The organism is Romboutsia lituseburensis (assembly GCF_024723825.1).
Lineage (GTDB): Bacteria > Bacillota > Clostridia > Peptostreptococcales > Peptostreptococcaceae > Romboutsia_F > Romboutsia_F lituseburensis_A.
In genome coordinates this window covers 1,986,628-2,011,220 of record NZ_JANQBQ010000001.1, presented here as the reverse complement: position 1 = coordinate 2,011,220, position 24,593 = coordinate 1,986,628, and the positions used below count along the sequence as shown (strand labels likewise).

The 24,593-nt window shown below is 31.0% G+C and carries 21 protein-coding genes; 20 read left to right on the top strand and 1 reads right to left on the bottom strand.

The window, feature by feature from the left end; genetic code table 11:
- The first annotated feature begins 46 nt into the window (after positions 1-46).
- The 3 genes from NWE74_RS09685 to NWE74_RS09675 all read left to right on the top strand — a co-directional run bounded on the left by NWE74_RS09685 (position 47) and on the right by NWE74_RS09675 (position 3,442).
- Complete coding sequence (locus NWE74_RS09685) at positions 47-490, top strand: DUF523 domain-containing protein (protein ID WP_258242982.1); 444 nt, start codon at positions 47-49, stop codon at positions 488-490.
- 93 nt (positions 491-583) lie between these two features.
- Positions 584-2,284, top strand: coding sequence for an arginine--tRNA ligase (gene argS, locus NWE74_RS09680; protein ID WP_258242981.1), 1,701 nt, complete (start codon positions 584-586; stop codon positions 2,282-2,284).
- 231 nt (positions 2,285-2,515) lie between these two features.
- Positions 2,516-3,442, top strand: a complete 927-nt coding sequence (locus NWE74_RS09675; RefSeq protein ID WP_258242980.1) for a hypothetical protein — start codon at positions 2,516-2,518, stop codon at positions 3,440-3,442.
- A gap of 4 nt (positions 3,443-3,446) precedes the next feature.
- Here the strand turns inward: NWE74_RS09675 and NWE74_RS09670 are convergent, their stop codons facing one another.
- Positions 3,447-3,647, bottom strand: a complete 201-nt coding sequence (locus tag NWE74_RS09670; protein WP_092726586.1) for a hypothetical protein — start codon at positions 3,645-3,647, stop codon at positions 3,447-3,449.
- A gap of 167 nt (positions 3,648-3,814) precedes the next feature.
- Between NWE74_RS09670 and NWE74_RS09665 the strand changes: the two genes are divergently transcribed.
- From NWE74_RS09665 to gcvH, 17 genes are all read left to right on the top strand, one after another.
- Positions 3,815-5,569, top strand: a complete 1,755-nt coding sequence (locus tag NWE74_RS09665) for a B12-binding domain-containing radical SAM protein (protein WP_258242979.1) — start codon at positions 3,815-3,817, stop codon at positions 5,567-5,569.
- A gap of 13 nt (positions 5,570-5,582) precedes the next feature.
- Positions 5,583-6,725, top strand: coding sequence for a tetratricopeptide repeat protein (locus NWE74_RS09660; RefSeq protein WP_258242978.1), 1,143 nt, complete (start codon positions 5,583-5,585; stop codon positions 6,723-6,725).
- 106 nt (positions 6,726-6,831) lie between these two features.
- Positions 6,832-7,743, top strand: coding sequence for a bifunctional enoyl-CoA hydratase/phosphate acetyltransferase (locus NWE74_RS09655; protein WP_258242977.1), 912 nt, complete (start codon positions 6,832-6,834; stop codon positions 7,741-7,743).
- Positions 7,744-8,123: 380 nt separating this feature from the next.
- Complete coding sequence (cooS, locus tag NWE74_RS09650) at positions 8,124-10,043, top strand: anaerobic carbon-monoxide dehydrogenase catalytic subunit (RefSeq protein WP_258242976.1); 1,920 nt, start codon at positions 8,124-8,126, stop codon at positions 10,041-10,043.
- A 226-nt stretch (positions 10,044-10,269) separates the two neighbouring features.
- Positions 10,270-11,049, top strand: a complete 780-nt coding sequence (locus NWE74_RS09645) for a carbon monoxide dehydrogenase accessory protein CooC (protein ID WP_258242975.1) — start codon at positions 10,270-10,272, stop codon at positions 11,047-11,049.
- A gap of 148 nt (positions 11,050-11,197) precedes the next feature.
- Positions 11,198-12,874, top strand: a complete 1,677-nt coding sequence (locus NWE74_RS09640; RefSeq protein WP_258242974.1) for a formate--tetrahydrofolate ligase — start codon at positions 11,198-11,200, stop codon at positions 12,872-12,874.
- A gap of 92 nt (positions 12,875-12,966) precedes the next feature.
- A complete protein-coding gene (locus NWE74_RS09635; protein ID WP_258242973.1) occupies positions 12,967-13,599 on the top strand; it encodes a cyclodeaminase/cyclohydrolase family protein in 633 nt (210 codons plus the stop codon).
- 101 nt (positions 13,600-13,700) lie between these two features.
- Positions 13,701-14,573 carry a bifunctional 5,10-methylenetetrahydrofolate dehydrogenase/5,10-methenyltetrahydrofolate cyclohydrolase gene (locus NWE74_RS09630; protein ID WP_258242972.1) on the top strand — a complete coding sequence of 291 codons (873 nt, stop codon included), beginning with the start codon at positions 13,701-13,703 and terminating at the stop codon, positions 14,571-14,573.
- A 27-nt stretch (positions 14,574-14,600) separates the two neighbouring features.
- A complete protein-coding gene (locus NWE74_RS09625) occupies positions 14,601-15,278 on the top strand; it encodes a methylenetetrahydrofolate reductase C-terminal domain-containing protein (RefSeq protein ID WP_092726602.1) in 678 nt (225 codons plus the stop codon).
- A gap of 31 nt (positions 15,279-15,309) precedes the next feature.
- The gene (locus tag NWE74_RS09620; protein ID WP_092726604.1) at positions 15,310-16,191 is read left to right on the top strand and encodes a methylenetetrahydrofolate reductase; all 882 of its coding nucleotides are present in this window, start codon (positions 15,310-15,312) and stop codon (positions 16,189-16,191) included.
- A gap of 115 nt (positions 16,192-16,306) precedes the next feature.
- Positions 16,307-17,704 (top strand): dihydrolipoyl dehydrogenase, encoded by a 1,398-nt coding sequence (gene lpdA / locus NWE74_RS09615; protein ID WP_258242971.1) that lies wholly within the window; start codon positions 16,307-16,309, stop codon positions 17,702-17,704.
- Positions 17,705-17,766: 62 nt separating this feature from the next.
- Positions 17,767-18,537 carry a carbon monoxide dehydrogenase accessory protein CooC gene (locus NWE74_RS09610; RefSeq protein ID WP_258242970.1) on the top strand — a complete coding sequence of 257 codons (771 nt, stop codon included), beginning with the start codon at positions 17,767-17,769 and terminating at the stop codon, positions 18,535-18,537.
- A gap of 19 nt (positions 18,538-18,556) precedes the next feature.
- Positions 18,557-19,501 (top strand): acetyl-CoA decarbonylase/synthase complex subunit delta, encoded by a 945-nt coding sequence (gene acsD, locus NWE74_RS09605; protein ID WP_258242969.1) that lies wholly within the window; start codon positions 18,557-18,559, stop codon positions 19,499-19,501.
- A gap of 30 nt (positions 19,502-19,531) precedes the next feature.
- Positions 19,532-20,908 (top strand): acetyl-CoA decarbonylase/synthase complex subunit gamma, encoded by a 1,377-nt coding sequence (acsC, locus tag NWE74_RS09600; protein ID WP_258242968.1) that lies wholly within the window; start codon positions 19,532-19,534, stop codon positions 20,906-20,908.
- 50 nt (positions 20,909-20,958) lie between these two features.
- On the top strand, positions 20,959-21,771 hold the full coding sequence (gene acsE, locus NWE74_RS09595) for a carbon monoxide dehydrogenase/acetyl-CoA synthase methytransferase subunit (RefSeq protein ID WP_092726614.1): 813 nt from the start codon (positions 20,959-20,961) through the stop codon (positions 21,769-21,771).
- Positions 21,772-21,868: 97 nt separating this feature from the next.
- A complete protein-coding gene (acsB, locus tag NWE74_RS09590; protein ID WP_258242967.1) occupies positions 21,869-23,995 on the top strand; it encodes an acetyl-CoA decarbonylase/synthase complex subunit alpha/beta in 2,127 nt (708 codons plus the stop codon).
- A gap of 30 nt (positions 23,996-24,025) precedes the next feature.
- Positions 24,026-24,400, top strand: coding sequence for a glycine cleavage system protein GcvH (gene gcvH / locus NWE74_RS09585; protein WP_258242966.1), 375 nt, complete (start codon positions 24,026-24,028; stop codon positions 24,398-24,400).
- Positions 24,401-24,593: the final 193 nt, after the last annotated feature.

Genomic DNA, 24,593 nt, shown 5'->3' with positions numbered 1-24,593 from the left:
TTACTACATAAGGATATTATAATAAATTAAATAAGGTGGAAAAAAGATGATACTAGTATCAGCATGCTTACTTGGAATAAATTGCAAGTATAATGGCGACAATAATAAAGATTTGAAGGTATTAGAATATTTAAAGGATAAAGAATTTATAATTGTATGTCCAGAGCAGTTAGGCGGTATGAGTACCCCTAGAGATCCATCTGAAATAATAAGATTAGATGGTGATGCAGTTATTAATGGAGAAACAAGTGTAATAACTAATAAAAGATTAGATGTAACCAGAAAATTTAAGTTAGGTGCTAACGAAACTTTAAAGATAGCTAAACTGTATAATTGTACAGAAGCAATATTGAAAGAAGGAAGTCCATCATGTGGTTCTAACTATATATATGATGGATCATTTACAGGTAAAAAAAGAGATGGAATCGGTGTTACTACATCCTTATTAAAACATAATGGAATAAAAGTAATAAGTGAAAAGGAAATATAAGAAAATATAGTCATGAAATGTAGTAAATAACTTGAAAAAACTCAGAAATTGATTTACCATAAAGTAATAAGAGGAAGAGAGAGGAGAAAATGCATGCAAGATTTTAAATTATCAATAGCAGAATGCTTAAAAGAAAAGATAGAGGACTTATCTTTTGAAGAAATAGTTGGATTAATAGAAGTACCACCAAATAAAGACATGGGAGATTTTGCATTCCCTTGTTTCAAATTAGCAAAAGTATTTAGAAAAGCTCCTAACATGATAGCAGCTGAATTATCTGAATCAATAGAAGCTAAAGGTAGTATAGCTAAGGTAATGCCAATGGGTGGATATGTTAACTTCTTTGTTAACAAATCTCAATTAGCAGAAAATGTTATAAAAGATGTATTAACACAAAAAGAAAACTATGGACGTAGCGATATAGGAAAAGGACAAAATGTTATAGTAGAATTCTCATCTCCAAACATTGCTAAGCCTTTCCACATAGGACATATAAGAACTACTGTTATAGGTAATGCTTTATACAAAATGTATGAGTCTCAAGGATATAATACAACAAGAATAAACCACTTAGGAGACTATGGAACACAGTTCGGTAAATTAATAGTTGCCTTCAAAAAGTGGGGAGATAAAGAAGCTGTAGAGACAAATCCAATACCAGAATTATTAAAATTATACATACAATTCCATGATGAAGCTGAAGCACATCCAGAAATGGAAGATGAAGCAAGAGCATGGTTTACTAAGTTAGAAAATGGTGACGAAGAAGCAACTGCTTTATGGCAATGGTTCAGAGATGAAAGTTTAAAAGAATTCAACAGAGTTTATGACTTATTAGACATAGAATTTGATTCTTTAGCAGGTGAAAGTTTCTACTCAGATAAAATGCCAAGAGTAATAGATATGTTAAATGAAAAAGGCCTTTTAAAAGAATCTAAAGGTGCTAGAATAGTAGACTTAGAAGATTACAAAATGCCACCAGCACTTATAACTAAGAATGATGGTTCAACACTTTACATGACAAGAGACTTAGCTGCTGCTATATATAGACATGAAACTTATAACTTTGATAAGTGTGTTTATGTAGTTGGTTCTCAACAAAACTTACACTTTGAACAATGGTTTAAAGTTATAGAACTTATGGGATTTGAATGGGCTAAAAATTTAGTTCATGTAGGATTCGGTATGGTTGCATTAGAAAATGGAACTATGTCAACAAGAAAAGGTAGAGTTGTATTCTTAGAGGATGTTTTAAATCAAGCAATAGAAAAAACTAAAGAAACAATGCTTGCTAAAAACCCTAATGCTTTAAATGTAGATGAAATAGCTAAGCAAGTAGGTGTTGGAGCAGTAGTATTCCAAGAATTATCTAACAGTAGAATCAAAGATTATACATTTTCATGGGATAGAACATTAAGCTTTGATGGTGAAACAGGACCATATGTACAATATACTCATGCAAGATGTTGTGCAGTTTTAAGAAAAGCTAATGAAGAGGTTACTACAGATATAAATTATGAATTATTAAATGATGTTGATAGTGCGGAAGTATTAAAAGTTATAGCGTCATTCAATAAGTGTATAGTAGCCGGTTTAAGAAAGAATGAACCACATGTAATAACTAGATTTGTTTTAGATTTAGCTCAAGCATTTAATAAGTTCTATCATGACAATTCTATATTAGTTGAAGATGCTGAATTAAGAAAAGCAAGACTTGCTTTAGTTGCAGCTACTAGACAATCTATAGAAAATGGTCTTAAGTTATTAGGAATGCATGCACCAGAAAGAATGTAATAATATAAAATAATACAGGGATGTCGAAAAGTGATGCTTTACATCTAAAAATGGAGTATCGTATAATTAAAGTAGATAGTAGAAAACATAATCTTTTTGTGAACTACTATCCCCCTGTATAAACGGCAGCTTGTAAGCTGTCTCTTTTTTTTTAGAAAGTCTTAAAAAAGTATATTAAGTACAATAGAAGATAAAAATAATTATTATAGAGTATTACATAAGGAAGGTAATATGATGAAAGATGATATAATCAAAAAAGCATATATAAGTGCATTTGATATCAATGATAATGGACTCAAAGACTTACTTATAATAAATACAAAATGTTTAGTTGATGATGCCACACAAAGATATGTTTATATAGATAATAATAGATTAAAAGATGAATTGATTTATTATAATTATTATGGAGAAAAACCTATATACAACAATATACTAAATATATTATTGCCAATCATACTATCTAATACTAATATATTAAAAAGTGAAGAAGTAATTATAGATATGGTAAATAAGTATGTTAAATACCTAAAGAAAGAAGATTATTTATTTGAATATATATTAAGTGCAGTGGTATATAATAATGTTATTCATAAAATAATAGAAGATAAAAACATAAAATACGAAGAGTTACTTCAAGATTCAAAGCAAAGAATAATTGGATTTTCTATTGAATTAGATAAAATAAATACTATAAAGTTTCAAATGGCAAGAATAAAAGCAATACAAGATATAGATAAGTATATAGATTTAAAAATAGAGAATTATGATGAAGAAAAAATATTATGTAGTATTTTAAACATACTATATGATATTTATATAGAAAATAGAGACATAGAAAATGATGGAGTTATAAGCATAAAAAAATCTATACTATCTATATTAGGAGAAGAAGAAAACCTTAATATAGACAATATAGATTTTGTGTTGTCGATGTCTGAATACATTATCAAACTGAGAAAATATAAAATCAATAAAAAAATATATGATAAAAAAGCAGACCCACGAAGTTTAATAAAGATTGAAACTGGAGAATCTGCACTAGACCCTATATTTAATCAAATAACAATAGTATCAAAGAATTTTAATAATAATATACTTAATATGACTATAAAAGCTAAGTCTGGTATATATGAATTGAAATTTAGAAAATCATAATAATCTAATTATTAGTTTCTAGATACTCAACAAATTGATCTTCAGTAGTATTAGTTAAGAAACATAATTCTTTTATTATACTATTTCTAAGATCGATAAAATCGTTAAGGCCAGTGTTTTCATTTGTATACTCTAGGGCCTTTACTATAAGTAATAAATCTCTTTTTGATAAAGCGTTGATAGATACGTGATCAATTAATTCCATAATAACTTCCTTTCTAAACTCAGATAAACTTATAATGCTATTATATTCTACAAAATATATGTAAATACCTTCTATTAAAGAAAATTTTGATAGGATATTACATATACTATTTTAACCTAAGATTAGGCAAAAAATATATACTAATATTTAAAAAAGAGGTGAAAAAATTGAAGATACTATTAACAACTCTAAATTCAAAGTTTATTCATACAAATTTAGCCATCAGATATTTAAAAGAGTTTGTTAAGGACTTAGTTGATGTAGATTTAAAAGAATATACTATTAATAATGATTTAGATTATATACTAAAAGATATACATAAAAATGATTATGATATGATATTATTTTCTACATACATATGGAACATTAACGATATAGTTAAGTTATGCGATAATATAAAAAAAATAAAACCAAATACAAAAATAGCTTTAGGTGGACCAGAAGTAACATATGATAGTAAAGCCGCTATGCAAAAATATAAATTTGTAGATTATATATTATGTGGTGAAGGTGAATTAGTTTTTAAAGACTTAGTAATGTATTTACAAGGAACTAAAAAAATTAATGATGTAGAAGGTATTGTTTATAGAGACGGAAATGAAATAATTACAAACAGACCTAAAGAACTATTACAAAATTTAGATGAAATTCCTAGTCCATACGAAAATTTAGATCCTAAAGAGTATGAAAACAGAATAGTTTATTATGAAACATCTAGAGGATGTCCTTTTAATTGCCAGTACTGTTTATCATCTACGCTAAAGGGACTAAGATATTTCAGTATAGATAGAGTAAAAAAAGATTTAAAAGCTTTAATTGATGCAAGGGTTTCTCAAATAAAGTTTATAGATAGAACATTTAATGCAAATAAACAATTTGCTAAAGAAATTATGAACTTCTTAATGGAGAATGACAATGATTACACAACATATCATTTTGAAGTAACCGCTCATTTATTAGACGATGATATGTTAGATTTTTTATCTGATTGTAAAGAAGGTTTATTCCAATTTGAAATAGGTGTGCAAACTACTAATCAAAAAGTACTAGATGCTGTAGGTAGAAGAGATGATTTTAAAAAATTATCTTATGTAGTTCAAAAGGTAGCAACATATAGAAATATACATCAACATTTGGATCTTATAGCAGGATTACCATATGAGGATTATGCAAGCTTTGAAAAATCATTTAACGATGTATTTAATCTAGGAATAGAACATCTGCAATTAGGATTTTTAAAGATGATAAAAGGCACAGGTATAAGGAATACAGCTAATCAGCATGGATACAGATATAAGGATTATCCACCATATGAAGTTTTATATAATGATTATATAAGTTACGCTGAGATACTAAAGTTAAAAGATATCGAAGAAATATTAGAAAAATACTATAATTCGAAAAACTTTGTACTATCGATGAGATATATAATTTTTAATTATTATAAAGAAAGTCCGTTTAAATTCTTTGAAGATTTTGCAACTTACTTTGATAAAAATGGATACTTTGACATGGCACAAGGAAAAAACCAACTATATAAAATACTATTAGATTTTTATAATGATGTTATAAATAAGGATATAGAGTTATTTAATGATATATTAAAATATGATTATATATCACTTGGAAAAACATCAAATATGCCTAACTTCTTTAACAAGCTAGAGATGGAAGATTTTAAAAATAGATGCCATGTATTTTTACAAAGTGAAGAAAATACGATTAAGTATTTACCACAATTTGAAAATACACCTGCTAAGCAGATAATAAAACATGTACACTTTGAGCCGTTTAATTTTGATATATTAAAATTAAAGGCAGACATAAATTGTAAAGTTGAAAAAGTTGATAATGTAATATTATTTGTGTATGATAATAAAAAAGTATTTGAAAAATCGAAAGCTTATACAGTTGAAATATAAAAGGAGATTTAGTATGAAATTCAAAATAGAAAAATATATATTAAAAAAAGCTGAAGAATTAGCTTTTATAAAAATAAAGCATGACGGAGAATTTAAAGTTGATGGATATGATATTCCAAAAGGTGGACTAGATGTACCTATAAAAAATGAAGTGTTAGTAAAAGGTATAAAAGAAAAAACAGCTCAAGATAATATAAATGCAATGTCGATAGCTGATGCAATGGTATTTATAATTGGTATAGATAGTCAATTTAAAAATAATGATGAATACAAAAAGTTTTTAGATGCATTTTGTAAAAAAATAGATTTAGATTTAAAATCATATATGGGATATATGTCTAAAAAATATTTTGATATAGGTGAGTATACAGATTCATTAATATACTTAAAAGCCCTAATAACTATGTATCCAGATGATATAGATGGATTATATCATTATGCTATAGTATGTCAGGAAGTAGCTAAGCAATATCAAAAAGACATGGATAATAATGCAATGAATAAATTCTTATTAGATGCTTTAGAAAAATTAGAAAAAGTTGTTCAATTAGAAGATGGATTTGCACCTGCTTATTATCATTTAGGATACCATTATTACAATCAAGGTCAATATCTTAAATCTAAAGTAATATGGGAAGAAGCTTTAAAGTTAGGTCTAGATGCCGATTTATGTGCTGAAGTTCAAGACAATATAGGAAAAATGGATTTTAAAGTTCAGTATGAAGAAGGATATAATTTAATATTCCAAGGAAAACCTGAACAAGGATTAGAAAAATTACTACCTTTAGAAGAAGATCATCCTGATTGGTGGAACTTACTATTCATGATAGGACTAGCATATAAAGAAATGAATGAAGTAGAAGAGGCTAAAAAATATTTTGAAAAAATATTAATAATAAAGCCACATCAAGTTGATGCAATAGTAGAATTAGGTCTATGTGAAGCTGCTACATTTAATATGGAAAAAGCTATAGAACATTTTGAAACAGCTGCAAAAATAAAAGAAGATTCAGAGATACTTTGTAATTTAGGAATGGCATATTTAAATAATGGCAATTTAGATGATGCTATTTATTATATAGAAAGAGCTTATGAATTAAATCCTGAGGATGAAATAACCGTAGCTTGTTTAAAAGAATTAGACAACTATAGATAATTTAAATAATAGAAATATACATTATTAAAAAGACTTCTAAATTTAGAAGTCTTTTTTTGTTATAAATATGCTATTATTTAAATAGATATAAAAGGGGGGCATTAATATGATAAAGAATTTACAAGACATGTTAACTAAGCTTAAGGGAAATGACAAAGTAATATTATCAGTGGCTGCAGCAGAAGATAAAGAAGTTTTAATTGCAATAAAAGATGCAGTAGAAAAAGAAATAATAAAACCTATATTAGTTGGACAAGCTGATAAAATAAAAGCTATATCTAAAGAAATAGGATTTATTTTAGACGAAATAGAAATAATTAATGCTGAGTCGATAGAGGAAAGTGCTAAAATAGCTGTTGAGTTAGTATCAAGCAAAAAAGCTGACTTTGTTATGAAAGGATTATTAGATACATCAGTACTTTTAAAGTCAGTGCTAAATAAAGACTATGGTCTTAGAACTGATAGTCTATTAAGTCATGTTATGATATATGAGCTTGAAAGCTATCACAAGTTATTATTATTGACGGATGGAGGAATGAACATATCTCCAGACTATGATCAAAAAGAAAAAATAGTTAAAAACTCTATTCAAGCTGCAAAATCTTTAGGGATGGAAACAGTAAAGGTTGCATGTTTAGCAGCAAAAGAAAAAGTAAATCCAAAGATGCAAGCTACAGTTGATGCAGATTTATTACAAAAAGCTTGTAAAGATGGTAAATTTGGTGAAAATGTATTAGTAGAAGGACCTTTAGCATTTGACTTAGCGATATCTAAAGAAGCAAGTGAAATAAAAGGGTTTAAAAGTGAAGTAAGTGGAGAGGCTGATATATTAGTAGTTCCAACTATTGAAGTTGGCAATGGTATAGGTAAATCATTTACATATATGGCTAAAGCAAAATCTGCTGGAATAATAATGGGAGCAAAGGCACCAATTGTTTTAGTATCAAGAGCAGATAGCCATGAATCAAAATTATATTCAATTGCATATGGCGCATTGGTAGCAAAAAGTATGAAATAATGGGTTAGTTTAAAAATCATATATACAAATTGAAAAATTAATACTATAATTAAAATTGAATAGGGTAAACGTTTTGACGATGTTTTAAACGAACTTACAAAGTTAAAATAATTACGATATTTAATGACAAATATAAATGATAAAAAAATAACAAAGAAGTGTTATTATTTAGGTATTTAATTAAAATTTAAATATATTTTATATTACAAATAAATTATATTTTATGAACTAATTTTGTTAAAAAAATACTGAAATCAATACCAATTTAACAAAATTTAGTATATAATCAAATTAGGCAATTCATAAAAAGAGGTTTTACAATGGACATAATTTTTTATCACCTGAGGACTTAAAAATCAAGAAAAAAAGGGGATAGGAATATGGATAAAAAAATGTTAACTATCGATTTAAATAGCCGTGTCTTGTTAGATAAGGCTGAAAAAGATGGCGTAGAGACAATGTATGATAGAAAATTGGGATTCAAGTCTCAGTGTGGATTTGGTCTTCAAGGTAACTGCTGTAGAATATGTGGAATGGGGCCATGTAGAATAAGTCCAAAAACTCCTAGAGGGTTATGTGGAGCAGACGAGCATGTTATAGTAGGTAGAAACTTTGCGAGAATGGTTGCTGGAGGAACAGCAGCTCACTCTGACCATGCAAGGGATATAGCTCATACATTAGCACTATCAAGTAGAGATGGTAACTATAAAATAAGAGACGAAGCAAAATTAATAGCATTAGCAAAGGATTGGGATGTAGAAACAGAAGATAGAGATATCTATGATATAGCTCATGAAGTTGCTGATATAGCATTAATGGAGTTTGGTAAACCACATGGCGTATCAAGATTTTTAAAATATGCTCCTAAAAAGAGACAAGAAGTTTGGAAACAATACGCAATAGAACCTAGAGCTATAGATAGAGAAATAGCTACAATAATGCATTCAACTCATATAGGGTGTACGGCTGACATAGACAGTTTAATTCACTTATCATTAAGAACATCATTAGCTGATGGATGGTGTGGATCTATGATGGGAACACGTTTAAGTGATATCCTATTTGGAACTCCAACACCAAGAAGAACAGAAGCTAACCTAGCTGTATTAGAGGAAAGTAAAGTAAATATATTACTACATGGACATGAGCCTTCATTATCAGAAATGATAGTTTTAGCAGCAGAAGATTCAGAGTTATTAGAGTTAGCTAAAGAGGTAGGAGCTGACGGTATAAACTTAGCTGGTATGTGCTGTACAGGTAACGAGGTTACTATGAGACATGGTGTTAAAATCGCAGGAGATTTCCACCAACAAGAACTTGCTTTAGTAACTGGCGCTGTTGAAGCTATGATAGTTGATGTTCAATGTATATTCCCAGCATTAGCAAAAGTTGCTGATTGCTACCATACAAAATTCGTAACAACTTCTCCAAAAGCAAAAATAACAGGATCAACATATATAGAATTTACAGAAGAAAATGCATATGAAGATGCTAAGAAAATAGTAAAAGAAGCAGTATTAAACTTTAAAAATAGAAATAAAGAAAAAGTTCTTATACCAGAACTAAAATCAGCAGCTACAGTTGGATTTAGTGTTGAAGCAGTAATCAATAAACTAGATAATGTTGTAAACTCTCAAATAGATCCTGCAGGAACAGTTAAGCCATTAGTAGACTGTTTAAAATCAGGAGTATTAAGAGGAGCAGCAGCAGTTGTTGGATGTAACAATGCTAAAGGTGTTTCAAATGAAGCTCATGTAACTATAATGAAAGAATTAATTAAAAATGATATCATAGTTGTTTCTACAGGATGTGGAGCTCAAGCAGCAGCTAAATTTGGATTAATGGATGAAGATGCAGCTCAAAAATATGCTGGTAAAGGCTTAGCAACAGTTTGTCAATTAGTTGGTATTCCACCAGTTTTACACATGGGATCTTGTGTTGATATAAGCCGTATATTAGAAACTGTTGCAGCAGTAGCTAATTATTTAGATATGGATATGTGTGATATACCAGCAGTTGGTATAGCTCCAGAGTGGATGTCTGAAAAGGCAGTAGCTATAGGTTGTTATGTTGTTGCATCTGGTATAGATACATACTTAGGTATAATGCCTCCAGTAACAGGGTCATCAAGAGCAGTTGAAATACTATGTGGAGAGCTAGAAGAAAAAGTTGGAGCTAAATTTACAGTTAATGAAAACTGTCATGAATTAGCAGCTACTATAATAAGCGACATAGAGAAAAAACGTGTTCACTTTGAAAAATTAGTAGAAGAAAAAATGATGGCTGATGCAGAAGCTTAGAAATTAAATAGAAATTAAGTAAACTATGCATACTACTTTGAAAAGTTAGTATTGAACAAAATGAGTTCCAGAAGAACTAACTATAGTTTTATTTGCGTATAAAAAAACAAAAATTTAACAGTTTAAAGTAGAATGCTTAAATATAAACAAAAAAGATAAAAAAATAAGGCAAAACATAAAAATAATCAACTTTAATACGGTTGAAGATGACAAAAGGTGGTATAATATGAAAATAGCAATAACTGGTAAAGGCGGAGTAGGTAAAACGACTTTTTCTTCAATGTTATCTAGAATGTTTGCTGAAGACGGGTATAGAGTTGTTGCTGTAGACGCCGATCCTGATGCAAATTTAGCTTTAGCACTAGGTTTCCCTAGAGAGGTATATGATTCAATAGTTCCAATATCAGAAATGAAAAAATTAGTATCTGATAGAACTGCTGCATCAGTGGGATCATTTGGGAAAATGTTCAAAATGAATCCAAAAGTAGATGATATTCCAGAAAATTATTGTAAAGAATATAATGGTGTCAGACTACTTACTTTAGGAACAGTAGATTCAGGTGGATCTGGGTGTGTTTGCCCAGAACACGTATTATTAAAAAGATTATGCTCTCACCTAATACTACAAAATAAAGATGTAGTTGTTATGGATATGGAAGCAGGAATTGAACACTTAGGTAGAGGAACTGCTTCAGGTGTAGATGCATTTATAGTAGTTGTTGAGCCAGGTGAAAGAAGTCTACAAACTTATAGAAAAGTTAAAAAGCTAGGGAATGATATAGGTGTCAAAAAAGTATTTGTTGTAGGTAATAAAATTAGAAATAAAGAGGATGAAGAATTTATAATCTCTAATCTAGAAGATGGAGAATCATTAGGTTTTATTTATTACAACCAGGATGTTATAAATTCAGACAGAGCGAACAAATCTCCATATGACACAAGTGAAGAAACAAGAGGGCAAGTTAAGTCAATTCAGCAAAAATTAATGCAATTGCAAAACTTGTAATTAAAAGTTAATAAGCTGACCATCAACTAACCTTGATGGTTGGCTTAATAAACACTATTACATATCAAGTATTTCCAAAAATATAATAGATATACATAGTGTCATATAAATTTATTTAAATATTTAATTTTTAGGAGGAGATTCAAGTATGGGATTCAAATCTGATATAGAAATAGCACAAGAGGCTCAACCTCAAGATATAAGAGAGATAGCTAAAAAGCTAGGTTTAGGTGAAGATGACATAGAGTTATATGGAAAATATAAAGCTAAAGTTGATTACAACCTATTAAAAAGAGATAATGGTGGTAAAAAAGCTAAGTTAATATTAACTACAGCAATAAACCCAACTCCAGCAGGAGAAGGAAAAACTACTACTACTATAGGTGTAGCTGATGGATTATCTAAGTTAGGAGAAAATGTATTAGTTGCACTAAGAGAACCTTCTTTAGGACCTGTATTTGGTGTTAAAGGTGGAGCAGCTGGTGGAGGGTATGCACAAGTTGTTCCTATGGAAGATATAAACTTACACTTTACAGGAGACTTCCATGCTATAGGAGCTGCTAATAACTTATTAGCTGCTATGCTTGATAACCATATACACCAAGGAAATACATTAGGAATAGATTCTAGAACTATAACTTGGAGAAGATGCGTTGATATGAACGATAGACAACTAAGAAATGTTGTTGATGGCTTAGGCGCAAGAGCAGATGGTGTAGTTAGAGAAGATGGATTTGATATAACAGTTGCATCAGAAGTAATGGCTGCTTTCTGTTTAGCAAGTGATATAACTGATTTAAAAGCTAGATTAGGAAGAATAATAGTTGGATACAACTTCCAAGGAGAGCCTGTAACTGCAGAGCAATTAAAAGCTAATGGAGCTATGGCAGCATTATTAAAAGATGCTTTAAAACCAAATTTAGTTCAAACATTAGAAGGAACACCAGCATTTGTTCATGGTGGACCATTTGCAAATATAGCTCATGGTTGCAACTCAGTTATAGCTACAAGAATGGCAATGCATTTTGCTGACTATGTAGTAACAGAAGGTGGATTTGGTGCAGATCTTGGTGCAGAAAAATTCCTAGATATAAAATGTAGAATGGCAGACTTAAAGCCAGATGCTGTTATAATAGTTGCTACTGTAAGAGCATTAAAATACAATGGTGGAGTACCAAAAGATCAATTAAATAATGAAAACTTAGAAGCTTTAGAAGCTGGACTTCCAAACTTATTAAAGCATGTTGAAAATATAACTCAAGTATATAAATTACCAGCAGTAGTTGCTATAAATGAATTCCCAACTGATACTGAAGCAGAAGTTAACTTAGTAAGACAAAAATGTCAAGAACTAGGGGTTAATGTTGCATTATCTCAAGTTTGGGCAAAAGGTGGAGAAGGTGGAATTGAAGTAGCTAAGGAAATCGTGAGATTAACTAGCCAACCAAATGAATTCCAATTCTGCTACGAAGATGATTTAACTATAGCAGAAAAAATAAATGCTATAGCTACTAAGATATACGGAGCTGATGGTGTAGACTTTACTCCACAAGCTAAAAAAGAATTAGATAGATTAGAAGGTTTAGGATTTGGAAATATGCCAATATGTATGGCTAAGACTCAATATTCTTTAACTGATGATCAAACTAAATTAGGAAGACCAACAGGATTTAGAATAACAGTAAGACAATTAACTGTTTCAGCTGGTGCTGGATTTATAGTTGCTCTTACTGGAGAAATAATGAAGATGCCAGGACTTCCAAAAGTTCCAGCAGCTGAAAAAATAGATGTAGATGAAAATGGAGTAATTTCAGGATTATTCTAATAAATAAATTAAAAAACAGTAGAGTGTAGATATATCTATACCCTACTGTATACATAATATAATACCTTCAGATTATCCAAGGGGGAAAAATAATGAAGATATCTCAAAAAACTTGTGTTGAGTTTGTAGAAGTATTAGCTTCAAAAGCAGCAGTACCTGGTGGCGGTGGAGCAGCAGCTCTAGTTGGATCTATAGGTATGGCTTTAGGCAGTATGGTATGCAACTTAACTATAGGAAAGAAAAAATACGCTGAATATGAAGAAAGCGTAAAAGAAATACTTGCTAAGGCAGGAAAGATAGAAGAAAAATTATTAAATATGATAGACGAAGATGCAGAAAATTTCCTACCTCTTTCAAAAGCTTATGGTCTTCCAACATCAACAGAGGAAGAAAAGAAGACAAAAGAGGAAACTATGGAAAATGCATTAAAGGTAGCTTGTGAAGTACCTATAAACATAGTAAGAGTTTGCTATGATGCAATAAAGCTACATGAGGACTTAGTAGATAAAGGTTCGAAGTTAGCTATAAGTGATGTAGGTGTTGGAGTTCAATGTTTAAGGGCAGCTATACTTAGTGGACAATTAAATGTTGTTATCAATATAAATTCTATAAAAGATCAAGAGTATGTTAATAAAGTAAAAACAGAAATAGACAGTCTAGTAGAAGAAGGTGTTAAAATCTGTGATGAAGTTTATGCTAAAGTTGAAAAAGCTTTAGGTAAGTAATATTTTAGTAAGTTATATTAACGAAGAAAACAAATACCTTTTAGGTATATATTATATAAATTTTTTATAAATAAAAATAATTTTTAGGGGGCGTTGAAACAATGGAAGTAACTGCAACTAAAGGACAAATAATAAAAGGAAAACCAGTAGCAGATCAAATAAGCGAAACTTTAATAAAAGAAGTTAATGAATTAGTTAAAGAGGGAATAAATCCTAAATTAGCTATATTAAGAGTTGGAGCTAATGGAAGTGACTTAGCTTATGAAAGAGGAGCATTAAAGAGATGCGAAAGTACAGGAATACAAACACAAGTTGTAGAATTACCAGAAGATGTAACTCAAGAAGAGTACGTTAAAACATTAAAAGGATTAAATGAAGATACTAATGTTAATGGTATATTATGCTTTAGACCTCTTCCAAAGCAATTAGATGAAGAAGCTATAAAATATATAATAGCACCAGAAAAAGACGTAGATAGTTTCAGCCCAATAAACTCTGCTAAAGTTATGGAAGGTGATAAAACAGGATTCCCTCCATGTACACCAACTGCAGTAGTTGAAATATTAAAACACTATAATGTAGCATTAAGTGGATCTAAAGTAGCTGTACTTGGAAGAAGTATGGTAGTTGGAAAACCAGCAGCGATGCTTTTATTAAATGAAAATGCTACAGTAACTATATGTCACTCTAGAACTAAAGATTTAGCTAAGGTAACATCTGAAGCTGATGTTTTAGTAGCGGCAGTAGGTAGAGCTAAAATGGTTAAAGAAGACTTCGTAAAAGAAGGAGCAGTTGTTATAGATGTTGGTATAAATGTAGATGAAGAAGGGAAATTATGTGGAGACGTTGATACTGATGCAGTACTTGATAAAGTATCTATGATAACTCCAGTTCCTGCAGGCGTAGGTTCTGTAACTACATCTATACTTGCTAAACATGTAGTTAAAGCTTGTAAGTTACAAAACAACAAATAAGAGATAAAGTTTTAGGGGGGAATAGGGATGATAATTTCTGAAAATAAACCAATGCAAGAAATCTTAGGATTTTTAAAAGATGCTGAGAAAGTTGTTTTAGTTGGTTGTAATCAATGTGCTGCTACTTGTAAGAGTGGTGGAGAAGAAGAAGTTCTTAAAATGAAAGAAGCTTTAGAAGCAGAAGGTAAAACTGTTTTAGGATATACATTATTAGACCCAGCATGTAACCTTTTAAAGTCTAAAAAAGACTTAAAAGTTTTAAAAGAAGAATTAAAAGAAGCAGATGCTCTTTTATCTTTAGCTTGTGGAGATGGAACACAAACAATAGTTAAAAATGTGAAAAAATTACCAGTTTATCCAGCTAACAACACTATGTTTATCGGGGAAACAAAGAGAGTTGGAGAATTCGAAGAGTCTTGTAAGGCTTGTGGAGAATGTGAACTTGGATGGACAGGAGGAATATGTCCAGTAACTATGTGTGCTAAAGGATTAATAAATGGTGCATGTGGTGGAGCTAAAAATGGTAAGTGTGAAATAAGCCCAGAAAATGACTGTGCATGGATAATGATATATGAAAGATTAAAAGACATAGATCAATTAGAAAACATGATAGAAATAAGACCTATGAAGGATTATTCTAAACAAAATAATCCAAGACATTTAAATACAAAGAAAAAAGAAGAAGAAGCTACAGCACAAGCTTAAGCTTATAAAAGGTTAAAAGGGGGATTTTTTAATGAGCTTATTAAGAGAAACACTAGAAAGCGGAAAATTTGCAGTAACTACTGAAATGGCACCTCCAAAAGGAACTGACTTATCTCACTTAATAGAGTGTGCAAAACCATTAGTAGGGAGAGTTCATGCAGCAAACGTAACAGACTTCCAATCTGCAGTAATGAGAACAACTTCACTTGCTACTTGCAAGTTATTAAAAGATGTAGGATTAGAACCGGTTATACAAATGACTGGAAGAGATAGAAATAGAATAGCAATACAAGGTGAAATGTTATCTGCTGGTGTATTTGGAATAAATAATATGCTAGCTTTAACAGGTGACCATACAGTAGTTGGAGACCATCCACAAGCTAAAGGAGTATTTGACTTAGATGTTGTTGGTATACTTCAAACTGCTGAAACATTAATGAAAGGGACTGACTTAGTTGGAAATCAATTAAAAGGTTCTCCAGAGTTTTACTTAGGAGCATCAGTAACTCCAGAGTATGCTCCAATAGAAGTACAATTATTAAAAATGAGAAAGAAAATAGCAGCTGGTGCTAAATTCTTCCAAACTCAAGCTGTTTATGATATAGAGCACATGAGAGAATTTAGAAAATTAACTAAAGATATGGACTGTAAGATACTAGCTGGTATAGTACCTTTAAAATCTCCAGGAATGGCTAAATTCATGACTGCAAATGTTCCAGGTATATTTGTTCCAGATGATCAAATAGAAAGACTTAGAGCTGCAGGAAAAGAAAACTGGGTATCAGAAGGTATAAAAATGGCTGGAGAATTTATTAGACAATTAATAGATGAAGACTTATGTGATGGAGTTCACATAATGGCAATAGGGGCTGAAGAAAACGTTCCTGCTATATTAGATGCAGCAGGATTATAAAATATAAATATAAATTAAAATACAATTTAGACTTTAATATCCTATTACTTAAATTTATTAATTTAAGTAATAGGATAGATATAGATTTTATTACATACAAATGGGGGAAAAACATATGAAAATAGCAGTTATCGGGGGCGGACCAGGTGGATACGTTGCAGCTATAAAAGCTGCCATGCTTGGTGCAGAAGTGACAGTTGTAGAAAAAAGAAGAGTAGGAGGAACTTGCTTAAATGTAGGTTGTATACCAACTAAAGCATTATTAGCATCTTCTTCAATGTTAATGAATATAAACGAAGCTAAAGACTTTGGAATAGATATAGAAGGCGAAGTTAAACCTAATTTTAAGGCTATAATGGATAGAAAAGATAAGATAGTTAGTCAGTTAATAGGTGGAATAGAATTTTTATTTGAAAAAAGAGGCGTAAAATTAGTTAATGGATTCGGAAAATTAGTAGATAAAAATACTATAGAAGTAACTAAAGAAGATGGGACAAAAGAAATCATAAATGCTGATAAAATAATATTAGCTAATGGATCTGTTCCTGTAGTGCTTCCTATGTTCCCATATGATAAAAAAAGAGTAATAACTAGTGATGAAGTACTAGGATTAGAAGAATTACCTAAGTCTATGCTTATAATTGGTGGCGGAGTTATAGGGTGTGAAATTGGTCAATTTTTAAGAGCTTTAGGAACTGAAGTGACTATAGTTAATAGAGGCGATCAAATATTAGCTTTTGAAGACAAAGATGTTGCAAAACAGTTGCATAGACAGTTCAAAAAGGATAAAATTAAAGTGTTAACAGATAGTGGAATAGAGAAATGTGAAGTAGTAGGAGACGAAGTAGTAACTACACTTTCAAATGGAAAAGAGATAAAAACACAATATGTATTACTGGCAATAGGTAGAAAGCCAAATCTTGTAGGTTCTGGGGTAGAAGAAATAGGTATAGAACTTAATAGAGGTAAGGTTGTAGTAGATAAAAACTTACAAACTAATGTAGAAGGTATATATGCAATAGGAGATTTAATAGATACTCCATTCTTAGCACATGTTGCTTCTAAAGAAGGTGTAGTAGCGGTAGAAAACGCTTTTGGAAAAAATAAAGTTGTTGATTATACTGCAGTACCAAGATGTGTATATACAGAACCAGAAGTAGCAGCAGTTGGAAAAACTGAAAAGCAATTAGAAGCAGAAGGTGTAGAATACAACGTAGGTAAGTTTGAATTTAGAGGATTAGGTAAAGCTCAAGCTATAGGTCACTTCCAAGGATTTATAAAAGTGCTTGCTGATAGTGAAGATAAGATAGTAGGGGCATCTATTGTAGGCCCTCATGCTACAGATCTATTAACAGAATTATCCCTTGCAATACATTTAGGATTAACAGTAGAGCAAGTAGGAGATGTAATACACGCTCATCCAACATTATCTGAAGGTTTAATGGAAGCTTTACATGATGTACATGGGGAATGTATACATGCCGCTCCAAAAGTAGTAAAAGCTAAAGCATAAGAAAAAAGATCAGAGTAAGCTTAAAAGCTCTGTCTTGACAAACAAAGGGGGAAATCTTAGATATGGGATATAATATAGCAGTAGCAGGAAAAGGTGGAACTGGTAAGACTAGTCTTACAGGGCTTTTAATTAATTATCTAGCAGTAAATAAAAAAGGACCAGTACTAGTTGTAGATGCAGATGCTAATGCAAACATAAATGAAGTATTAGGAATCGATGTTGAAACAACTATAGGTGCTATTAGAGAAGAAGTTAACCAAAGGGAAAAACAAGGGAATGCTTTTCCAGGAGGTATGACAAAAGCTCAATATTTACAATACAGATTAAACACTTGTTTAGCTGAAGGTGATGGATACGACTTAATGGTAATGGGTAGATCTGAAGGTGAAGGATGTTACTGTTATGTAAATGGAATATTAAGAGAACAAACTGATAAACTTTCAGATGCTTATGACTATCTAGTTATAGATAATGAAGCTGGAATGGAGCATTTAAGCAGAAAAACTACTAAGCATATAGATAAATTACTATTAGTTAGTGACTGTGCAAGACGTAGTGTTCAAGCTGTTGCAAGAATAAGAGACTTAGCAAGAGAACTTAAGTTAAGTGTAGGAGACATATACTTAATAATAAATAAAGTACCTAATGGTGTTTTAAACGAAGGTATAAAAGAAGAAATAGAAAAGCATAATCTAAATCTTATAGGGGTAGTTCCTATGGATGAAATGATATATGAGTACGATTCTTCAGGGATACCACTGGTTAAATTACCTGAAGATTCACATGCTAAAATGGCTATAAATGATATAATGTCCAAATTAGAATTAAAATAGGCTTAAGGGGGAAAAAACTATGGCATTTAAGATGTCTGTTCAAAAGTATTCTGGTAAAGTATCAGAAGTGGAAATAGGGACAGGAGAAAAAGCAATAAAAATAGGTGGAGAAAATATATTACCGTTTTATAACTTTGATGGAGAAGCAGTAAACACTCAAAAAGTAGGAATAGAAATAACTGACGTTTATCCAGAAGGATGGACTGATTCATTTAAAGAAATGTATAAAGAAGTTTGTGACTGTCCAGTTAAATGGGCTAAGCATGTAGAAGAAAATACAGAAGCAGATTTTATATGCTTAAAGCTTGAAAGTGCTGATCCAAATGGATTAGATAAAACTCCAGAAGAATGTGCTGAAATAGTTAAGCAAGTTGTAGATGCAATAAGCTTACCTTTAGTTATATCTGGATGTGGAAACCATGAAAAAGATGGAAAAGTATTTGAAAAGGTTGCTCAAGCAGTAGATGGAAACAATTGCTTATTCTTATCTGCTACAGAAGATAACTATAAAGCTGTAGGAGCAGCGACTACTATGGCTTACAATCATAAAGTATCAGCTGAATCATCAGTTGATATAAACCTAGCTAAGCAATTAAACGTTTTATTAACTCAATTAGGAGTAAAATCTGAAAATATAGTTATGAACGTAGGCGCTTCAGCTGTTGGTTATGGATACGAGTATGTTGCATCAACTATGGATAGAATTAGACTTGCTGCATTTGGTCAAAATGATAAATCATTACAAATGCCTATAATAACTCCAGTTTCTTTCGAAACATGGCATGTTAAAGAATCTATAGCAAGTGAAGAAGATGAACCAGCTTGGGGATGTGTAGAAAAAAGAGGAATAGCTATGGAAATATCAACAGCTGTAAGTTCATTAGTTGGTGGTTCGAACGCAGTTATACTTCGTCATCCAGAATCAATAGAAACTGTAAAAGAATTAGTTAGCGCATTAGCTTAATTAAATTGTAAGGTTAGGGGGAAAAAAATCATGGCACTAAAAGCTTTAGATATATTTAAATTAACACCAAAGAAAAACTGTAAGGATTGTGGATTTCCAACTTGTATGGCTTTCTGTATGAAAGTTGCATCAGGAGCTGTAGAAATAGGTAAATGTCCACATATGTCAGATGAATCATTAGCAAAATTATCAGAGGCAACTGCACCATTAATGAGAACTGTAAAGGTTGGATCAGGAAAATCTGAATATGAATTAGGTGGAGAAACTGTATTATTCAGACATGAAAAAACATTAGTTAATAGAAATAGATATGCAGTAGCATTTTGTGAGTGCATGACTGACGAAGAAGTTGATGCAAAACTTGCAAATATGAAAGCTGTTGACTATATAAGAATAGGTGAAGAAATGAGAGCAGAAATGGCTCTTATAGAATACTTTGAAAATAAAGATGGCTTCTTAAGAGTAGTAAATAAAGTTAAAGATAGCGGATTAGATTTATCTTACATATTAGTTTGTGAAGATCCAGCTATAGCTAAAGAAGCAGTTGAAATATTAAAAGATAAAAAACCAGTAGTTTATGGAGCTACTAAAGACAACTATCAAGCTATGATAGATGTAGTAAAAGAAGATAAATTAGCTCTAGGAGTTAAAGCATCTAGTTTAGAAGAATTATATACTACAGTTGAAGCAATACAAGCTGCAGGATATAGAGAATTAATATTAGATGTAACTGGAGAGAATATAAAAGATACATTTACAAATGCAGTTCAAGTTAGAAGAATAGCTTTAAAAGAACAAGATAGAACATTTGGATACCCATCAATAGTATTTGCAAATAAATTATCAGAAGATAAACCAATGATGGAAGTTGCATTATCTTCAATGTTTACAGTTAAATATGGATCTATAATAGTTATAGATGACATAGATTACGCAAAAGCATTATCATTATTTGCATTAAGACAAAATATATACACTGACCCACAAAAACCAATGAGAGTTGAGCCAAAAGTTTACCCAATAAATAACCCAGATGAAAATTCACCAGTAATAGTTACTGTTGACTTTGCATTAACTTACTTCATAGTATCAGGAGACGTAGAAAGATCTAAAGTTCCTGTATGGTTAGCAATACCAGATGCTGGAGGATACTCAGTATTAACAGCTTGGTCTGCAGGTAAGTTTAGCGGAAGTTCAATAGCTAACTTTATAAAAGAATCTAAAGTAGAAGAAATGACTAAGAATAGAGATTTAATAATACCAGGTAAAGTTGCAGTACTTAAAGGTGATATAGAAGATAGTTTACCAGGATGGAACGTAATAATAGGTACAGAAGAATCTATGGAAATACCTAAATTCTTAAAAGAATATAAAGTTAAAAAAGATGAAGCTTTAGCAAACGCTTAGGAATAATGAACTTATAGACTATTAAAAATCCATAAAGGGGGATAATAATAATGGAAAAATTTATGATTATAGGTGAAAGAATACACTGCATATCACCAGTAATAAGAAAGGCATTAGCTGAAAGAAATCCTGAAGCAATATTAAAAAGAGCAAAAGAGCAATTAGAAGCTGGAGCTCATTATATAGATTTTAATATAGGTCCTGCAGAAAAAGATGGAGAAGAGTTAATGACTTGGGGAGTTCAATTACTTCAAAATGAATTTAACAATGTACCATTAGCATTAGATACAGCAAATAGAAAAGCTATAGAAGCAGGTCTTAAGGTATATAATCCTATAAATGGAAAAGCAATAATAAATTCTGCAGATGCAGGTGGAAGAATAGATTTAATAGATTTAGCAGGAGAATATCAAGCTAGAGTTATAGCTTTATGTGCTAAAGAAGGTATACCTAAAGATAATGATGAGCGTATGGCTTATTGTCAAGAAATGTTAGAAAGAGGATTAATGGCAGGCTTAGAAGCGGAAGATATGTTATTTGACCCATTATGCTTAGTTATAAAAGGAATGCAAGATCAACAAATGGATGTTTTAGAGTCTATAAGAATGATGTCTGAAATGGGATTATTAACAACTGGAGGATTATCAAATGTATCTAATGGTTGTCCTAAACATGTAAGACCAATACTTGATAGTGCTTGGTTAGCAATGGCTATGGCAAATGGATTTAGTTCAGCTATAGTAAATCCTTGTGATGAAGAATTAATGAGAACAGTTAAGTCTTGTGACATAATAAGAAATGCTTCTTTATACGCAGATTCTTACTTAGAATTAAATGAAGGTGGATTTGCATTTAACGCATAATTCATAGAGTCTTTGACAACACATAGGAAATTATGCATGAAGTATAATTTCCTATGTGTTATAAAAATATATAAGAAGCTTAAAAGGGGGAAGTAGAGTGAATTTATATAATACAATATTTAATGGTTCAGAACAAGCTTTAGCAGCGGCTAAAGGATTACTAAATGAATCAATAGAAAAACACGGAAGAGATCATAAGGTTGCATTCCCTGACACTGCATATTCATTACCTTGTATATATGCAGCAACAGGACAAAAAATGGGATCTTTAGCTGACTTAGAAGGGGCTTTAGGAGTAGTTGAAAGTTTAATAAATAGAACTCATTTATTAGAGCATGCTTTAAATTCAGGTTTAGCTACAGCTCTTGCAGCGGAAGTAATAGAAGCTATAAAATATTCAACTATGGATGCTCCATATAGTGAGCCTTGTGCAGGTCATATAACTGACCCTATAATAAGATCACTAGGTGTACCTCTAGTTACTGGAGATATACCAGGGGTTGCAGTTGTACTTGGAGAGTGTCCAGATGCTCAAACTGCTGCTAATATAATAAAAGACTACCAATCTAAAGGTTTATTAACATTCTTAGTTGGAAAAGTAATAGATCAAGCTATAGAAGCTGAAGTTAAGATGGGTCTTGAACTAAGAGTTATACCATTAGGATATGACGTAACATCTGTTATACACGTAGTATCAGTTGCTATAAGAGCAGCTTTAATATTCGGAGGTTTAACTCCTGGAGATTTACCTGGATTATTAGAATATACTGCGAAGAGAGTTCCTGCATTCGTTAATGCATTTGGACCATTAAGTGAATTAGTTGTATCTTGTGGAGCTGGAGCAATAGCTTTAGGATTCCCAGTTATAACTGATCAAACTGTGTTAGAAGTTCCAATGAACTTATTAACTCAAAAGGACTATGATAAGTTCGTAGCTACTTCATTAGAAGCTAGAGGAATAAAAATAAAAATAACAGAAATTCCAATACCAGTATCATTTGCAGCAGCATTTGAAGGTGAAAGAATAAGAAAGAACGACATGTTTGCTGAGTTCGGTGGAAATAAAACTGAAGCTTGGGAATTAGTTGTTAACAAAGAATTAAGTGATGTTGAAGATCATAAGATAGAAGTTGTAGGTCCTAATATAGATGAAATAGAAGCTGATGGAGTTGTAAGATTACCTCTTGCTATAATGGTTAAAATAGCTGGTAAGGCTATGCAAGATGACTTTGAACCAGTTCTAGAAAGACGTTTACACTACTTCTTAAACTATATAGAAGGTGTAATGCACGTTGGTCAAAGAGATATGTCTTGGGTAAGAATATCTAAAGATGCATATGATAAAGGATTCAGATTAGAGCATATAGGAGAAGTTTTATATGCTAAGATGAGAGATGAATTCGAATCAGTTGTTGATAAGTGTGAAGTTACTATAATAACAGATGCTGAGAAAGTATCACAATTAAAAGAAGAAGCTATAATAAGATATGCTGCTAGAGATGAAAGATCAGCTTCATTAGTTGATGAAAGTGTTGAAGAATTCTATTCTTGTAACCTTTGTCAATCATTCGCACCTGCACATGTTTGTGTTGTTACTCCTGAAAGACTTGGACTTTGTGGAGCAGTTAGCTGGTTAGATGCTAAGGCAACTAAAGAATTAGATCCAACAGGTCCATGTCAACCAATAGTTAAAGGTGAATGTTTAGATGAAAGAACAGGGGTATGGGAATCTGTAAATAATACAGTAAGTGAAATATCTCAAGGTGCTGTCGAAAGTGTTACATTATACTCTATACTTGAAGATCCAATGACTTCTTGTGGATGCTTCGAATGTATATGTGGTATAATGCCAGAAGCTAACGGATTTGTTATAGTAAACAGAGAGTTCCCAGGAATAACTCCAGTTGGTATGACATTTGGTGAGCTTGCTTCTATGACAGGTGGAGGGGTTCAGACTCCAGGATTCATGGGACACGGAAGATTCTTCATATCTTCTAAAAAGTTCGCTTATGCAGAAGGTGGACCAGAAAGAATAGTTTGGATGCCAAAAGAATTAAAAGAATATGTATCTGAAAAATTAAATGCTACTGTTAAAGAAATGACTGGTATAGAAAACTTTACAGATATGATATGTGATGAAACTATAGCTACTGAGTCTGAAGGAGTATTAGCATTCTTAGAAGAAAAAGGTCATCCAGCATTAGGAATGGAATGTGTAATGTAATTTAATTTAGCATATTAGGGGGATAAATTAATGAAAGTTATACCAAGCTTAAAATACACAGATAAACACACTTGGGTAAAAGTTGAAGGTGAATTTGCTTATATAGGAATAACTGATTTTGCTCAAGATCAATTGGGGGAAGTTTTATTTGTTGAAATGCCAGAAGTTGAAGATGAATTAACTGCAGGAGACGAATTTGGTGTAGTTGAATCTTCAAAAGTTGCATCTGATTTAATAGCTCCGATATCTGGAGAAGTAGTTGAAATAAACGAAAAATTAGATGATGAGCCAGAATATATAAATGAAGATGCATACGATGCATGGATAGTAAAAGTTAAGTTATCTGATACAGATGAGTTAGAAAACTTATTAAACTCAGATGCTTATGAAGCTGGATTAGAGTAAGATTATTAAAAGGTATAGTAGATAAACAATATAAATCTGCTATACCTTTTTTTATGCTTAAGTAAACTATGAAACTTAAAAAATTTTAGTAACTGATCGAATTAAAGTTATATTGAATCGAATATCATCTTAAATTTCATATATAATGGCATGAATGACACGATTTATAAGGCAATTTATGTTAAAATTATAG

Bases quoted from the DNA above. Each gene is read 5' to 3' on its own strand.
- NWE74_RS09685 (WP_258242982.1), top strand. From the start codon at position 47: ATGATACTAGTATCAGCATGCTTACTTGGAATAAATTGCAAGTATAAT.
- acsC (WP_258242968.1), top strand. From the start codon at position 19,532: ATGGCACTAAAAGCTTTAGATATATTTAAATTAACACCAAAGAAAAAC.
- cooS (WP_258242976.1), top strand. From the start codon at position 8,124: ATGGATAAAAAAATGTTAACTATCGATTTAAATAGCCGTGTCTTGTTA.
- lpdA (WP_258242971.1), top strand. From the start codon at position 16,307: ATGAAAATAGCAGTTATCGGGGGCGGACCAGGTGGATACGTTGCAGCT.
- NWE74_RS09655 (WP_258242977.1), top strand. From the start codon at position 6,832: ATGATAAAGAATTTACAAGACATGTTAACTAAGCTTAAGGGAAATGAC.
- NWE74_RS09620 (WP_092726604.1), top strand. From the start codon at position 15,310: ATGAGCTTATTAAGAGAAACACTAGAAAGCGGAAAATTTGCAGTAACT.
- NWE74_RS09635 (WP_258242973.1), top strand. From the start codon at position 12,967: ATGAAGATATCTCAAAAAACTTGTGTTGAGTTTGTAGAAGTATTAGCT.
- NWE74_RS09670 (WP_092726586.1), bottom strand. From the start codon at position 3,647: ATGGAATTAATTGATCACGTATCTATCAACGCTTTATCAAAAAGAGAT.
- NWE74_RS09610 (WP_258242970.1), top strand. From the start codon at position 17,767: ATGGGATATAATATAGCAGTAGCAGGAAAAGGTGGAACTGGTAAGACT.
- acsD (WP_258242969.1), top strand. From the start codon at position 18,557: ATGGCATTTAAGATGTCTGTTCAAAAGTATTCTGGTAAAGTATCAGAA.
- NWE74_RS09625 (WP_092726602.1), top strand. From the start codon at position 14,601: ATGATAATTTCTGAAAATAAACCAATGCAAGAAATCTTAGGATTTTTA.
- NWE74_RS09675 (WP_258242980.1), top strand. From the start codon at position 2,516: ATGATGAAAGATGATATAATCAAAAAAGCATATATAAGTGCATTTGAT.
- NWE74_RS09645 (WP_258242975.1), top strand. From the start codon at position 10,270: ATGAAAATAGCAATAACTGGTAAAGGCGGAGTAGGTAAAACGACTTTT.
- NWE74_RS09630 (WP_258242972.1), top strand. From the start codon at position 13,701: ATGGAAGTAACTGCAACTAAAGGACAAATAATAAAAGGAAAACCAGTA.
- NWE74_RS09640 (WP_258242974.1), top strand. From the start codon at position 11,198: ATGGGATTCAAATCTGATATAGAAATAGCACAAGAGGCTCAACCTCAA.
- acsE (WP_092726614.1), top strand. From the start codon at position 20,959: ATGGAAAAATTTATGATTATAGGTGAAAGAATACACTGCATATCACCA.
- gcvH (WP_258242966.1), top strand. From the start codon at position 24,026: ATGAAAGTTATACCAAGCTTAAAATACACAGATAAACACACTTGGGTA.
- argS (WP_258242981.1), top strand. From the start codon at position 584: ATGCAAGATTTTAAATTATCAATAGCAGAATGCTTAAAAGAAAAGATA.
- NWE74_RS09660 (WP_258242978.1), top strand. From the start codon at position 5,583: ATGAAATTCAAAATAGAAAAATATATATTAAAAAAAGCTGAAGAATTA.